This window comes from Streptomyces lanatus, assembly GCF_014655715.1.
In the GTDB taxonomy this organism is placed as follows: Bacteria; Actinomycetota; Actinomycetes; order Streptomycetales; family Streptomycetaceae; genus Streptomyces; species Streptomyces lanatus.
In genome coordinates this window covers 94,608-109,513 of sequence record NZ_BNBM01000009.1, presented here as the reverse complement: position 1 = coordinate 109,513, position 14,906 = coordinate 94,608, and the positions used below count along the sequence as shown (strand labels likewise).

At 70.3% G+C, this 14,906-nt stretch carries 13 protein-coding genes; 9 read left to right on the top strand and 4 right to left on the bottom strand.

Annotation, left to right across the window (positions count from 1 at the left end):
- The 8 genes from IE325_RS23925 (at position 1) to IE325_RS23890 (ending at position 9,368) form a co-directional block, all read left to right on the top strand.
- Positions 1 to 726: an ankyrin repeat domain-containing protein gene (locus tag IE325_RS23925; RefSeq protein WP_190072080.1), complete on the top strand. Its 726-nt coding sequence runs from the start codon at positions 1 to 3 to the stop codon at positions 724 to 726.
- Positions 727 to 915: 189 nt separating this feature from the next.
- The gene (locus IE325_RS23920; protein ID WP_190072079.1) at positions 916 to 2,313 is read left to right on the top strand and encodes an FAD-binding oxidoreductase; all 1,398 of its coding nucleotides are present in this window, start codon (positions 916 to 918) and stop codon (positions 2,311 to 2,313) included.
- 115 nt (positions 2,314 to 2,428) lie between these two features.
- Complete coding sequence (locus IE325_RS23915) at positions 2,429 to 3,850, top strand: cytochrome P450 (RefSeq protein ID WP_190072078.1); 1,422 nt, start codon at positions 2,429 to 2,431, stop codon at positions 3,848 to 3,850.
- A 177-nt stretch (positions 3,851 to 4,027) separates the two neighbouring features.
- Positions 4,028 to 5,506: an MFS transporter gene (locus IE325_RS23910; protein WP_190072315.1), complete on the top strand. Its 1,479-nt coding sequence runs from the start codon at positions 4,028 to 4,030 to the stop codon at positions 5,504 to 5,506.
- Between the two features lie 64 nt (positions 5,507 to 5,570).
- Positions 5,571 to 6,764: an esterase-like activity of phytase family protein gene (locus tag IE325_RS23905; protein ID WP_229911953.1), complete on the top strand. Its 1,194-nt coding sequence runs from the start codon at positions 5,571 to 5,573 to the stop codon at positions 6,762 to 6,764.
- A 186-nt stretch (positions 6,765 to 6,950) separates the two neighbouring features.
- On the top strand, positions 6,951 to 7,142 hold the full coding sequence (gene tgmA, locus IE325_RS23900) for a putative ATP-grasp-modified RiPP (RefSeq protein ID WP_229911951.1): 192 nt from the start codon (positions 6,951 to 6,953) through the stop codon (positions 7,140 to 7,142).
- A 15-nt stretch (positions 7,143 to 7,157) separates the two neighbouring features.
- Positions 7,158 to 8,111, top strand: a complete 954-nt coding sequence (locus IE325_RS23895) for an MvdC/MvdD family ATP grasp protein (protein ID WP_190072077.1) — start codon at positions 7,158 to 7,160, stop codon at positions 8,109 to 8,111.
- 30 nt (positions 8,112 to 8,141) lie between these two features.
- The gene (locus tag IE325_RS23890) at positions 8,142 to 9,368 is read left to right on the top strand and encodes a cytochrome P450 (RefSeq protein ID WP_190072076.1); all 1,227 of its coding nucleotides are present in this window, start codon (positions 8,142 to 8,144) and stop codon (positions 9,366 to 9,368) included.
- Positions 9,369 to 9,370: 2 nt separating this feature from the next.
- Here IE325_RS23890 and IE325_RS23885 read toward each other — a convergent pair whose 3' ends face one another.
- Genes IE325_RS23885 through IE325_RS23870 form a run of 4 tightly spaced genes read right to left on the bottom strand, consistent with a single transcriptional unit; the run spans position 9,371 to position 13,658 of the window.
- Positions 9,371 to 10,237 (bottom strand): sugar phosphate isomerase/epimerase family protein, encoded by an 867-nt coding sequence (locus IE325_RS23885; RefSeq protein WP_190072075.1) that lies wholly within the window; start codon positions 10,235 to 10,237, stop codon positions 9,371 to 9,373.
- Positions 10,234 to 11,250, bottom strand: coding sequence for a Gfo/Idh/MocA family oxidoreductase (locus IE325_RS23880; RefSeq protein WP_190072074.1), 1,017 nt, complete (start codon positions 11,248 to 11,250; stop codon positions 10,234 to 10,236). Before IE325_RS23880 ends, IE325_RS23885 begins: the two co-directional genes overlap by 4 nt.
- An 18-nt stretch (positions 11,251 to 11,268) precedes the next feature.
- The gene (locus IE325_RS23875; RefSeq protein ID WP_190072073.1) at positions 11,269 to 12,684 is read right to left on the bottom strand and encodes a sugar porter family MFS transporter; all 1,416 of its coding nucleotides are present in this window, start codon (positions 12,682 to 12,684) and stop codon (positions 11,269 to 11,271) included.
- An 11-nt stretch (positions 12,685 to 12,695) separates the two neighbouring features.
- Entirely contained in the window at positions 12,696 to 13,658 is a 963-nt protein-coding gene (locus tag IE325_RS23870; protein ID WP_190072072.1) for a TIM barrel protein, read from the bottom strand.
- A 231-nt stretch (positions 13,659 to 13,889) separates the two neighbouring features.
- On the opposite strand from IE325_RS23870, the gene IE325_RS23865 reads away from it, so the two are divergent.
- Complete coding sequence (locus IE325_RS23865; RefSeq protein ID WP_190072312.1) at positions 13,890 to 14,894, top strand: LacI family DNA-binding transcriptional regulator; 1,005 nt, start codon at positions 13,890 to 13,892, stop codon at positions 14,892 to 14,894.
- Positions 14,895 to 14,906 lie beyond the last annotated feature (12 nt).

The following is a 14,906-nucleotide window of genomic DNA, read 5'->3' as shown; positions in this document are numbered from 1 at the left end:
ATGCTGATCGAAACGACATCCCCGCTCGCCCACGCCGTCGTGGAGGCGATCCGTACCGGCCACGTCGCGGCGCTCCAGGATCTGCTCACCGCGCATCCCGGGCTGGCCACGGCACGCGTCGGCAACCTGAAGACGGCGCGAACCCTGCTGCACCTCGCCACCGACTGGCCGGGCCATCTGCCCGACGGTCCCCTGACGGTCGCCACGCTGGTCACGGCCGGCGCGGACGTGAACGCCCGGTTCACCGGCGCGCACCGCGAGACCCCGCTGCACTGGGCGGCCAGTTGCGACGACGTGCGTGTCCTGGACGCCCTGCTCGACCTCGGCGCGGACATCGAGGCCGACGGAGGAGTCATCGGCGACGGCACACCCCTGGCGGACGCCGTGGCCTTCGGACAGTGGACCTGCGCACGGCGCCTGGTGGAGCGCGGCGCCCGCACCACGCTGTGGCAGGCCGCCGCGCTCGGCGAGACCGACCGTGTCGCCGCCTGCTTCGCCTCCGACGCCGACCCGCCCGGAGCCGAGGAGATCACCGCCGCCCTGTGGTGCGCCTGCCACGGCGGACAGCACGACATGGCCGACTACCTGCTGCGACGGGGCGGTTACCTCAACTGGATCGGCTACGACCGGCTGACCGCGCTGGACGCCGCCCGCCGCGAGGGCCACGACACGCTCGCCGGGTGGCTGCGGGAACAGGGGGCGAAGTCCGCCGAGGAGTTGCTCTGACGCCCTGCCGCCGTCCGAGGTGCGGGTGCCAGGGGAGGGGTGAACACTGGAGAGGGCGGGGCCACTGCGCCCTGCCGACATCGACACGAGGTGCGAACGGATCCGCGCACCACGCCCCCGCAGCCCGCCCGGACGTCAGGAATCGCCATCCGTCCGCGGCTCACCGTCCTCACACGGAGGGAGCCGGCCATGGGTGGCTTCGGCGGAACAGCGCTGGAAGGCCTGCGCGAGGGGATGCGGGGACCCGTCATCACCGCACAGGATCCGGGCTACGACGAGACCCGCGCCATCTACAACGCCATGATCGACCGGCGCCCCGCGGCCTTCGCCCAGTGCGTGGACGCCGCGGACGTACGGACCGTGCTCTCCGTCGCCCGGGACACCGGAGTGGAGCTCGCGGTGCGCGGCGGCGGCCACAGCGGACCCGGACTGTGCCTGGTCGACGACGCGCTCGTCCTCGACCTGTCGACGATGCGCGGTGTGCGCGTGGACCCGGGCGCTATGACCGCGCAGGTCGCCGGCGGCGCACAGCTCGGCGACCTGGACCACGCGGCCCACACCTTCGGCCTGGGAGTGCCGGCCGGCATCATCTCGATGACCGGCGTGGGCGGCCTCACCCTCGGCGGCGGCCACGGCCATCTCACCCGCAAGTACGGCCTGACCATCGACAGTCTGGTCGCCGCCGATGTCGTACTCGCCGACGGAACCTTCGTCACCGCGTCCGAGGACGAGCACCCCGATCTGTTCTGGGCGCTGCGGGGCGGCGGCGGGAACTTCGGCGTCGTCACCTCGTTCACCTTCCGGCTGCACCCGGTGGGCACGGTCGGCGTCGCCGTGACCGTGTGGCCCGTCGACCGCACGCCCGAAGTGCTGCGCTGGTACCGGGAGTTCCTGCCCGCCGCGCCACCGGACCTCAACGGCTTCTTCACCCTGTTCACCATCCCGCCTGGGCCGCCGTTCCCCGAGCCGATCCACGGCCGGAAGATGTGCGGCGTCGTCTGGTGCTACACCGGCGACCTGGAAGGCGACCGTCTGGAAGAGGTCCTGGCCCCCGTGAACGAAGCGGCGCCGTCCGCCTTCCACTTCACCACGCCCATGCCCTACCCCGCCCTGCAGGGCATGTTCGACGAGCTGATCCCCAAGGGCTACCAGTGGTACTGGCGCGGCGACTTCCTCGACACGATCTCCGACGCCTCGATCGACGTCCACCACAAGTACGGCGAGAACCTCCCCACCGAACTGTCCCTGATGCACCTGTATCCCGTGGACGCCGCGGCCCATCGGACCGGCGCCGATGACACGGCCTGGGCCTACCGGGACGCCGTCTGGTCCGCGGTGATCGCGGGCGTCGACCCGGACCCCGCCAACGCCGGGCTGATCCGGGAGTGGTGCGTCGACTACTGGACCGATCTGCATCCGCACTCCATGGGCGGCGCCTACATCAACTTCATCGGCGAGGGAGAGAGCACGGACCGCGTCCACGGCACCTACCGCGGCCACTACGACCGGCTCGCCGCGACCAAGCGCACCTACGACCCGGACAACTTCTTCCACGCCAACCAGAACATCCCGCCGGCCACCGGCTGATGTCCTCGCGCCCCGTCGTTCACCCGGAACCGCCCCCTGGGGTAGGGTCCGCAGGGGTGTTCGGCTACTCACTGGTAGTGCGCCGGTGCGGGGAGTGTCGGAGGGCGACAGGACGATGGAATCCCAGGTGGGCGAGGGCGGATCCGTGGGCGTGGACGGCACCCGCCTGGAGGAGCTGACGCCGCAGCCGCTGCTGACCCGCGACTACGAGACCCGCCCCTCGCTGGTGTACGAGCGCCTCAGGCAGCAGCACGGCCCCGTCGCCCCGGTCGACCTGCTGGGCGTTCCCGCCTGGCTGGTGCTCGGCTACCGCGAGGCCCTGAGGGTGCTCCAGGACGACGACGGCTGGCCGAAGGGGCTGGAGAACTGGCGGGCCCGCACCGACGGCGAAGTCCCCGCCGACTGGCCGCTCGGCCCGTCCCTGGAGGTCAACCACATCCTGATCCAGGGCGGCCCCGGATACGGCTCGCTGCGCGGCGCGTGGGACGCGGCGCTCAAACCGTTCCAGGATCCCGGCCACCCGCAGGCGAAGCGGCTGAAGGCGGCCGTCACCGCCTACGCCGACGAACTGATCACCCTGGTCGGACAGGGCGGCGGCACCGGTGTCGCGGACCTGTCCGCGCAGTTCTCCCGTCCGCTGCCCCTGATGGTGGCCAGCCATCTCCTCGGCTTCCCCGGATCGCAGGGCGACGACGCCCTGATGGACATGTGGCGTGTCCTGGACGCGGGCCCGGACGCCGAGCCGGCCCTGGAGCGGCTGCTGGCCACGCTCGCCGAACTGGCGGCCGTCAAGCTCAAGGAGCCCGGCGACGACTTCCCCTCCTATCTCCTGGCCGCGCACCCCGACCTGTCGCTCGACGCGCTGGCCCGTGAGCTGTTCATGCTGCTCGGGATGACCTCCGATCACGTCGGCATCCTCATATCGAACACCGTCGTCGAGGTCATCTCCGGCGACGGCGGGGGAGTGCGCGCCAGCATGTCGGCGGGGATGATCCGGGAGACCATGAACCGGGTCGTCATGCGCAAGCCACCGCTGGTGAACTTCGTGCCGCGGTTCGCCGCCAAGGACACCCCGCTCGGCAACTACACGATCCGCGCGGGCGACCCGGTGTGGGTCTCCGCCGCCGCGGCGCACGCCGACCCGCTGTTCGCCGACCATGTCGCGGCCGGCAGCACCATCAGCACCCGGGCGCATCTGTCCTGGGGCGCGGGCCGCCGCCAGTGCCCGTCCCGGGAGCTTGCGTCGACGGTCGCGGCGGTCGGCGTGGGCCGGCTCTTCGAGCGGTTCTCCGACCTGGAACTCGCCCTGCCGGCCGACCAACTCCCATGGCGTTCCTCGCCGTTCATGCGGGGCCTGCGCTCACTGCCCGTACGGTACGAACTCGCCCCGGTGATCGAGCGACCCACGGCACCTGGCCGGGCCGAGAACCTGCCCGCGGTACCGGACGCGGCCGATCCGGTGCTGCCGGACCAGTCCGCGCGGCAGCGCTCGTCGCTGTGGCGCTATCTCACGGGGCTGATCCGCGGCGGACGCTGATCCCCGGCGGCGGTTGATCGACTGGAGGCCCGTCCGGCACCGGCGTACCGTCGAATGGTGGCGGGAACCAGCCACCTGACACCCGCCCACGGCTATGCCATGAGCAATCCGGAGCCGACACCCGAAGCACGGACCAGCCCGCAGGAGACGGAGCGGAGCGAGGGCCGTGGCAGCGGTATGGCGTTGCTGGTCATCGCGTCCTGCCAGCTGATGGTGGTGCTCGACATCACCATCGTGAACATCGCCCTGCCGGACATCCAGCGCTCCCTCGACTTCTCCACGACGAGCCTGTCCTGGGTGGTCAACGCCTACACGCTCACTTTCGGCGGACTGCTGCTGCTCGGCGGCAGGATGGGCGACATCCTCGGCAGACGGCGGGTGTTCGTCTTCGGCGTCCTGCTGTTCGTCCTCGCCTCGCTGCTCGGCGGACTGTCGCAGAACTCCTGGCAGCTCCTCGCCGCCCGCGCCCTCCAGGGTGTCGGTGGCGCCATCGCGTCCCCGACCTCCCTCGCCCTGATCAGCACGACGTTCCGTGAAGGCCCTGAACGCAACCGGGCGTTCGGCGTCTTCGCCGCGGTCTCCGCGGGCGGTGGCGCGATCGGGCTGCTGGCCGGCGGGATCCTCGTGGAGTGGCTCAACTGGCGCTGGGTGCTGTTCGTCAACGTGCCCATCGGGCTGCTCATCGTGCTCGCCACCCCGCGCTGGATCCGGGAGTCCGAGCGCCACCCCGGGCACTTCGACATCGCGGGCGCGATGACCTCCACCATCGGCATGGTGCTGCTGGTGTACGGGTTCATCCGGGCCGCGCAGGACGGCTGGCGGGATCCGGTCACCCTGGGCTCGTTCGGGGCGGCCGTCGTCTTCCTGATCCTGTTCGTCCTGGTCGAGCAGCGCTCCAGACAGCCGATCACGCCCCTGCACATGTTCGCCGACCGCAACCGCGCCGGCACGTACGGCATCATGCTGAGCCTGGCCGCCGCGATCTTCGGCATGTTCTTCTTCCTCACGCTCTTCGCGCAGAACGTGCTGGACTTCAGCCCGCTCCGCACCGGCCTCGCCTTCCTCCCGGTGAGCGCCGTCATCGCGGTGGGCGCGGGGCTCGCCTCCCAGCTCCTGCCGAAGTACGGGCCCAAGCCGTTCATGGTGACGGGCGCGATTTTGGCCGCCGCGGGACTGGGCTGGCTGACCCTGACCGACGTCGACTCCACCTACCTCGGCAGCATCCTCGGCCCGATCCTCGTCTTCAGCCTCGGCATGGGCATGGAGTTCGTGTCCCTGACCCTGATGGCGCTGTCCAATGTCACCGTCCAGGAGACCGGCGCCGCCTCCGGCCTGCTCAACGCCACCCAGCAGGTCGGCGGATCCCTCGGACTGTCCATCCTGGTCACGACGTTCGGCACGGCCAGCAACAACGAGGCCGACAAGCAGATCCCCGCGTTCCTGTCCCAGGCGACCCCACTGGAACGGCTCCAGTTCGAACGCACCGGCCGGCTCCCGGCCCAGTACGCCGACGAGATCCTCGCCTCCGGAGTCTCCGCCGCCTTCATCGCGGCCGCGATCTTCACCGCCATCGCCGCGGTGATCGCCCTGCTCGTCATCCAGGTCCGGCCCTCCGACCTGGAGCGGCTCCAGGGTGGGGGGATGCCGACGCCCTGAGGTGTTCGAACCTCGTTGGCAATCGTTGGCGCACCCGTCACCCGATGCTCTTACTGTGCGCGTCATGAGAAGAATTTCGATCATGGTCAGTGCCGCGGCACTCACCTTCGGCCTCGCGTCCCCCGCCGTGGCCCACCCCGGCGGACAGGGCTTCGGCCGGGCCACGCTCACCGGCTTCGCGGTGCTGCCGGCCGAGACGTTCGTGCCGGGCAGCGAGCCGTCCGGTGCCGCCATCGGCGCGGGCCCCTTCAACGGGATCGCGGCGCCGTTCGCGCATCAGCCGGTGCAGGGCTTCAGCGGAGTCGTCAACCGGCGTGACGGCACCTTCGAGGTGCTGTCGGACAACGGCTACGGCAACAAGGCCAACAGCGCCGACTTCCTGCTCCGCGTCCATCGCATCAAGCCGGACACGCGCACCGGGAAGGTCGCGGTGCTCGGCGGGTTCAACCTCAGCGACCCCTACCGCCATGTGCCGTTCCCGCTCACCCGGGCCGACCGGGTGCTCACCGGCGCCGACTTCGACGTCGAGTCGATCCAGCGGATGCCGGACGGGACGTACTGGATGGGCGACGAGTTCGGCCCCTGGCTGCTGCACTTCTCCGCGAAGGGCCGTCTGCTCGAGGCGCCGATCGCGCTCAAGGGGGTGAAGGCGCCGGAGAACCCGTATCTGAACGGCGCCCAGCCGGACATCGCCGGCAGCAAGGGCTTCGAGGGCCTCGTCCGTTCCGTCGACGGCCGCCGCCTGTATCCGCTGCTCGAAGGCACGGTCAACGGTGACACCCCCGGGGACCTGCGGTTCAGCGAGTTCGACCTGCGCACGCGCGCGTACACCGGGAAGCGGTTCGTCTACCGCCTGGAGTCGACCGCGAACGCCATCGGCGACGCCATCGCCGTGGACCGGCACCGGTTCCTGGTGATCGAGCGGGACGGCGGACAGGGCGACACGGCGAAGTTCAAGCGGATCTACCTGGCCGACACCCGGGACCGTGACGGCGACGGCCTGATGGACAAGACCCTGGTCGCCGACCTGCTGGACATCGCCGACCCGAAGGGGCTCGGCGGCTCCGGGGAGACGTTCCGCTTCCCGTTCCAGACGATCGAGGACGTCAACCTGGTCGACGACCGCACGCTCGCGGTCCTCAACGACAACAACTTCCCGTTCTCCTCGGGCCGTACGGCGGGCAAGGCCGACGACAACGAGTTCATCACCATCCGGCTCTCGGCCCCGCTGCACGCGGACCGGCGCGCGTTCCGCTGACCTGCTGACCGACCGGCACCTGTGACGGTTGCGGCCTTCCCTTCGATGAACGAATCGCGGGGAAGGCGTGCAACCGGTGATGCTGATGTGACGACCAACACCCCGTTGTGGCGGAAAGTGATGAATTCCTTACGCAAGACGTGCGTAAGTGACGGTAATTCAAGCAACGCGACACGGAGGTTTAAAGTGCAACCGTTCACCCTCAAGTACGCCTTGCCCAGAGGGATTTCCGCCGCGGTGACGCCGTATCACTTCGACCCGGCGCGACAGCTGAACATGCTGCCCAACGGCCGTCCCGCCGTCAGTGACCCGGATCTCCTGCTCGCGGTCGGCACGACGACGTCCACCGCCGGGTCCGCGACCCACTTCGACGACTGACGAACCGGGCCGCGCATGACGGTTCTGATCCTGACGTCCGAGGAGGACGTGACCGCCGACATGGTGGTGTCGAAGCTGCACGGGACGGGGACGCCCGTGCTGCGCCTCGACCCCGCCGACCTGCCGGGCAAGGCCGTGCTGTCCGCCGACTACGCCCACGGCGACTTCGACGGCCATCTGTCCGTCAACGGACATGTGCTCAGCATGGGAGGCCTGCGCTCCATCTGGGTGCGCAGACCCGGCGAACCGGCCGCCCACGCGGCCGACCCCTCGCCCTGGCTGACCGCCGAGACCCGACAGGCGCTGTACGGGATGCTCCACTCCGCCGCCGCACGGTGGATGAACCATCCCCGCAGCGCCGACCAGGCCCGGCTCAAGCCCTGGCAGCTGAGGGTCGCCCACCTCAGCGGCTTCGCCGTACCGCCGACGGTCTTCACCACGGCACCCCGGCTGGCCCGCGAGTTCGTCGAGGAACACCGGGACGTCGTGGTGAAGTCCGCCTCGGGCCCGCCGCCGGGCGACCCGGCACTGGCCCTGCCGACCACCCTCATCGGCCCCGACGCGGACTTCTCCGCCGTCGCGGCCGGGCCCGCGCTGCTCCAGCGCTACGTCCCCAAGCGCGCCGACATCCGCCTGACCTGCGTCGGGCCACGGCTGTTCGCCGCGCGCAAGACCGCGGAACCGGGCCAGGTCGACGGCCGCTACGGCGACACCGGGCAGGGTTGGGAGCCGGTCCCGGTCCCCGAGCGCATCGGCAAGTCGGTGCACGAGTACGTCACTCTGGCCGGACTGGCGTACGCGGCCTTCGACTTCGCCGAGGACGAGGACGGCATCTGGTGGTTCCTGGAGTGCAACCAGGGCGGCCAGTTCGGCTTCGTCGAGCTGGAGACCGGGCAGCCGATCTCGGAGACCGTCGCCCTGTGGCTGGCGCAATGGAGATCGGACCGGAACCCTGTTCGACTACGTTGAGGAGAGCAGCGGCCAAGGGGAGGACACGCGATGACCACGCGGCGGACGATCGCGCCGGAAGAACTCGGCACACTGGACCTGGCCGATCCCCGGCTGCACGCCGAGAGCGATCTGTCCGCCGTGTGGCGGCATCTGAGAGAGCATCAGCCCGTGCACTGGAACCCGGCGACCGACACGGCGCCCGGCTTCTGGGTGGTGACCCGGCACGCCGACGTCACCGCCGTCTACCGCGACAGCGCCCGCTTCACCTCCGAGGGCGGCAACGTCCTGGAGACGCTGCTCGCCGGTGGTGACACAGCCGCCGGACGCATGCTGGCCATCACCGACGGGGACCGGCACACGGGGCTGCGCCGTGTGCTGATGTCCGCGTTCTCGCCGCGGGCGCTGGAGCCGATCGTGGCGAGCGTGCGGCGCACGGTGGACCGGCTGCTGCGCGACGCACTGGACCAGGGCAACTGCGACTTCGCGGCCGACGTGGCCGCCGGCATACCCCTCGGCGCCATCTGCGACCTGCTCGGTGTCCCCGACCGCGACCGGGCCCACGTACTGAGCCTGACCTCCTCCGCGCTGGGCTCGCACGACGCGGACAGCACGGCGACCGACGCGTGGATCGCCAAGAACGAGATCCTGCTCTACTTCGCCGAACTCGCCCGCGACCGGCGCGACAGCGGCCACTCCGACGTCATCGCCCTGCTGGCGGGGAGCGAGGTGAACGGGCTGCCGCTCGACGACGACGAGATCATGCTCAACTGCTACAGCCTGATCCTCGGCGGCGACGAGACGGCTCGGCTGTCCATGGTCGGAGCCGCCCTCGCCCTGCTGGAACACCCCGACCAATGGCAGGCCCTCAAGCGCGGCGACGCCGGCATCGCCACCGCCGTCGAGGAGATCCTGCGCTGGACGACGCCGGCCCTGCACGCCGGACGCACCGCGACCGCCGCCACCGAGATCGGCGGCCGGCCGGTCGCGGCGGGCGAGATCGTCACCGTGTGGAACGCCTCCGCCAACCACGACGAGCGCGTCTTCGACACACCCGCCGAACTACGTCTGGACCGCACCCCGAACAAGCACGTCACCTTCGCCTACGGCCCCCACTTCTGCCTCGGCGCCTATCTGGCCCGCGCGGAGATCGGGGCCGTGCTGGCGGGCCTGCGGGACCTCGTGGCCGAGATGGAGCAGACGGGCCCCGCGACACCCGTCTACTCCAACTTCCTCAGCGGCCTCGGCACGCTGCCGCTCCGGCTGAAGGCCGCCTGACCCTAAGCGGCCAGCTCCTTGCGAATACGGTCCAGCATGAACGCCGAGGACTCCTTCGCCCGCTCCTCCCAGGCGAAGACGCAGGCCGTGGCGACGCCGTCGAAGTCCAGCCCGCGCAGCGTGCCGAAGAAGGCGTCCCAGTCGACCTCGCCCTGCCCGATGTCCAGGTGCTGGTGGATCCGGGCCGGGGTGCCGGGCGGGTTGAGGATGTAGCGCAGCCCGGAGGAACCCTTGTGGTTGAAGGAGTCCGCGATGTGCACATGCTGGAGCTTGTCACCGGCGTAGCGCATCATCGCCGCGATGTCCGCCCTCGGGTCCGCGCCCGAGAGATGGAACGAGTGCGGGGCGCAGTACAGATAGTTCACCCAGGGCTTGTTGATCGCGCGGACCAGGTCGACCGCGGGGGTGTTCTCCTCGCAGAAGTCGTCCGGGTGCGCCTCCAGGTTCAGAGCGATGCCTTCACGCTCGAACACCGGGAGCAGCTCCTCCAGCGAGCGCCAGAAGGCCGCCTCGCTCTCGGCGGCGCGCTCGGGGCGGCCGTTGAACTCGCTGTTCATCAGCTGACAGCCGAGGTCGGAGGTGATCTCGATCATCCGCTTCCAGTAGCGGACGGCCGTCCGCCGCTCCGTCTCGTCCGGTGAGGACCACTTGTACAGCGGCAGCACGGAGGACAGCTGGACGCCGTGCGTGCGCAGGGCGTTCTTCAGCTCCGCGACTCGCTCGTCGTCCGCCCGCGGGTGCAGGAAGAACGGCATGAAGTCGTCGCGGGGCGACAACTCGATGTACTCGTAGCCGAGTTCGGCGACCGTGCGCACCATCGCGTCGATGGGCAGGGCACGGAACATGTACGGGTCGAGGGCGATCTTCACGCGGCACCTCCGTAGAAGGCGGGGCGGGGCTTGATGTCGGTGGGGACGACGCGGCCCGAGTGCAGGGCCTCGACGGTCGCGGCGGTGATGACGGTGGCGGCATAGCCGTCCCAGGCCGACGGCCCGGTGGGCTCCTCACCGGCGGCGATGCCGGTGATCCACTCACGGAACTCGGTGTCGAAGGCGTCCCGGAAACGGCCCACCCAGTCCGTCAGCACCTCGGTGCTGTGCTGGGCGGCAGTGCGTACGCCGACCGCGGCGGGGTCGGGGAGGCGCACGAGGCCTTCCTCGCCGACCGCCTCGCACTGGATGTCGTAGCCGTACCGGCAGTTGACGAAGACCTCCAGATCTATGCGCACGCCCTTCGCGGTCTCGAAGAGCATGATCTGCGGGTCCTTCAGGTGCGCGAACCGCTTGCTCGTGGCGCGCGGGGTGATGACCTGGGTGGACACGATCTCGTCGTCCAGCAGCCAGCGCAGTACGTCGACCTCGTGCACGGCCGTATCGAGGGCGGCCATCTCGGAGGTGTAGGACTCCGGGACGGTCGGGTTGCGGTGGGCGCAGTGCACGATCAGCGGCTCGCCGATCCGGCCGGCGTCGATGACCTGCTTCATCTGCCGGTAGCCGGCGTCGTAGCGTCGCATGAAGCCGACCTGGACCAGGCGCCGACCGTGGGCGACCTCGGCCTCGACGATCCGCAGACAGTCCTCGGCGGTCGTGGCCAGCGGCTTCTCGCAGAACACCGGCTTCCCGGCTGCTACGGCGCCCAGCACATGCTCGGCGTGGGTCGGCCCCCAGGACGTCACGAGGACGGCGTCGACGTCGTCCGCCGCGATCACGGCCGCGCCGTCCGGCAGCACCCGGGCGCCGACCGGGGCCGCCGCCTCCTCGGCCCGGGCGGCGTCGATGTCGGTGACCGCGGTGACACGGGCGCCGGTGACGGTGTCGGTCAGGCGCCGGATGTGCTCCTTGCCGATCCAGCCGGCGCCGATGACGCCTACACGTACAGTCATGTTTTTCCTCTGTCCTAACTAGGAGTAACGCGCCCGGAGTTCGGCTTCGAGGGTTTCCAGCGAGCGGCCCTTCGTCTCCGGGACGTAGAGCTTCACGAAGGTGAGCGAGGCGAGGCCCGCCACCACGAACAGGAAGAAGGTGTTGGAGATCCCGATGCCGGACACCAGCGACGGGAAGACGAGACCGATCACGAAGTTGGTCAGCCACAGCACCACGGCCGCGACCCCCATGCCGAAGCCGCGCATCCGCATCGGGAAGATCTCCGACAGCATCAGCCAGGTCACCGGCGAGATCGCGCCCTGCTGGAAGGCGAGGAAGGTGACCGTCATGGCGAGCACCGCGTAGGCACGGGCGTCACCGGACGGCAGCACCAGGGAGAACACGCCGATCAGCAACAGGGCGGCGGTGGTGCCCATCTGGCCCACCATCAGCATCGGTCGGCGGTTGACCCGGCCGAGCAGCCAGATGCCGACGAAGGTGGCCAGTACCGAGATCACGCCGTTGGCGATGTTGGCGGTCAGCGCGCTGTCGGAGGCGAAGCCGGCGTCGGTGAGGATCTGGGTGCCGTAGTACATGATCGTGTTGACGCCGGTGATCTGCTGCACGATGGCGATGCCGAAGCCGATGAACATCAGCTTGCGGATCCACGGCGTGGCCTTCATGTCCTGCCAGCCGCCGAGCTTCTCCTGCTCCTCTTTGACTGCGAGCGCGGACACCTCGGCCAGCTCGGCCTCGGCCCGCTGCCGGGACCTGACCTGCTTCAGCACCTCAAGGGCTTCGTTGAACCGGGTCTGCGAGGCCAGCCAGCGGGGGCTCTCCGGCATCACCAGCATGCCGAACCACAGCACGACGGCCGGGATCGTGGCGATGACCAGCATCCAGCGCCACACCCCGCCGGACTCGCCGCCCACCCGGGCGATGATCGCGTTGGAGGTGAACGCCAGCAACTGGCCGCTGACGATCATCAGTTCATTACGGGTGACCAGCGCGCCCCGCCGCTCGGCGGGGGAGACCTCCGCGAGATAGACCGGCACCGTCACCGAGGCACCGCCCACCGCGAGGCCCAGCACGAAGCGGGCCACGACCATGACGGCGGTCGTCGGCGCCAGCGTGCAGCCGAGCGCGCCGACGAAGAACACCACCGCGAGGACGAGGATCGTACGACGCCGTCCGCGCGCGTCCGACAGACGTCCACCGGCGACGGCGCCCAGGGCCGCACCCAGCAGCAGCGAACTGGTGACCATGCCCTCGGTGACCGCGGTCAGGCCGAGGTCGTCGGTCATGTACGGCAGGGCGCCGTTGATGACGCCGGTGTCATAGCCGAAGAGCAGTCCGCCGAAGGTGGCGATGACGGTGATCAGCCGCAGCCGGCGCGAGACTGCCGCAGGGGCGGCGGCAGAGGTGTCGGTGGCCGGGGTTTCCCTGACATCCATGGGCCGCCTCCTCACTGCTGGACAGGAGTGTTGAGGGCGGGGCGTCGCGTGCCGGTCAGCCCGCAGCCCGCCAGGTGTTCACGCGTGCTCACCGCGATGGGCAGCGGCACCTCGGGCGCGCACGGGTACAGGTCCTGCTCGACGATCACGAACAACTCGGCGTCCAGCCGGGCGAGTTCCTCGATCACAACGGCGGGCCTCGGCACACCCGCGGGCGGCGACACGCACACCCCGCGCTTCACGGCCTCACCGAACGACAGGTCCTCCGCTGCGACCTGGGCCAGGATCTCCGGGTCCATCTGCTTGATGTGCACATAGCCGACGCGCTCGCCGAACCGCCGGATCAGATCGACGTTGTCGCCACCGCCGTACGCGACATGCCCGGTGTCCAGGCACAGGTTCGTCCAGCGGCCGTCGGACTCGTTGAGCAGCCGCTCGATCTCGGGCTGGGTCTGGATGTGGCTGTCGGCGTGCGGGTGGATGACGAGGCGTACGTCGTAGTCGTCGAGGAGCAGCCTGCCCAGCCGGTCGGCCGCCTTGCCGAAGCCCGCCCACTGCTCGGCGGTCAGCTCCTGCGACTCGGTGAACGCGCCGGTCTTCTCGTCCCGGTACATCGGCGGGATGAGGACCAGGTGATGGGCGCCCGCGGCGGCGGTCAGCTCGGCGACCTGCCGGACATGCGCGAGCATCTCGTCCCAGACCTCGGGCCGGTGCAGCGCGCCGAAGGCGGTGCCGCCGGAGACCTTGAGACCGCGCGCGTCGAGCTCGTCCTTGAGCCGCTCGGGGTCGATGGGCAGATAGCCGTACGGCCCGAGCTCCAGCCACTGGTACCCGGCCGCGGCGAGCTCGTCGAGGAAGCGGGTGTACGGGACCTGCTGGTCGTCCTCGGGGAACCAGACGCCCCATGAGTCGGGGGCCGAGCCCAGGCACAGATTGCCCGCGGTGGTGCGGAGCGAGGTTGGCGCCGTTGCCATGACAAGTCCTTCGGGGAGGGGACGGTCGTCAGCGGACGTATCCACGGATCTTCTGTCGGGTCCAGGTATTTCCTGTCGCGCTCTACTAGCGCGCTCTAGTGCGAGTACGATGACCCTGGTCCAAATGTCATGTCAATAGCTTGTTGCCGGGAGATTTCGCGACCTCGTTAAGGTGAACGACGTCGAAGGGTGGGTTCACAGGTGGATGCAGCAGGCCGGCAGCGGCCCACGATGGCGGACGTCGCCGAGAAGGCCGGAGTGTCCCGGGCGCTCGTGTCGATCGTCTTCCGCGATCTTCCGGGCGCCGGTCGCGAGACACGTGAGCGGGTGCTGCGCGTCGCCGACGAGATCGGCTACCGCCCGGACAACGCGGCCCGGCTGCTCGCCCGTGGCCGCAGCCGCACGCTCGGTGTGATGTTCATCGTCCACCAGACCTTCCACACCGACCTCATCGCGGGCATCTACCCGGAGGCCGAGCGGCTCGGGTACGACGTGCTGCTGTCCGGGACCACCCCGGGCCGCGGCGAGGACAAGGCCATCGAGGCGCTGCTCGGCCACCGTTGCGAGGGGCTGATCCTGCTCGCCCCCGACGCCGAGCCCAGCCGTCTCGACCGGCTCGGACACCGTGCGGCGACCGTCTCGGTCGGCCGTCGTGCGCCCGGCGCCCATGTGGACTTCGTGCACAGCGCCGAGGGCAAGGGCGTGCGCCAGGCCATGGACCACCTCGTGGAACTGGGCCATCGCCGGATCGTGCACATCGACGGCGGGCGCGGACCCGGCTCGGCCGAGCGCCGGCGTGCCTACCGGGCCGCGATGCGCCGGCACGGACTGACGGACGAACAGCGGGTCGTGCCCGGCGCCCACACCGAGGAGTCGGGCATCGAGACCGGGCGTCTGCTGCTGGCGGAGCGCGACCGGGGGCTGCCCCTGCCCACCGCGGTCCTCGCGGGCAACGACCGGTGCGCGATGGGCCTGTTGATGACCCTGACCCGGGCCGGTGTCGAGGTCCCGCGCGACCTGTCCGTGGTCGGCTACGACGACAGCCATCTCTCCCATCTGATGCCGATCGGCCTGACCACCGTCCGCCAGGACGCGGTCCTGCTGGCCGAACACGCGGTCCGCTTCGCCGTCGAGCGCCTGGAGAACCCGGAACTCCCGCCGCGCGAGGCGGTGCTGGACCCCAAGCTGGTCGTCCGCGGCACGAGCGGGCCGGCCCCTGAGGAGCCGGCCCGCTGACGGACAACGGCG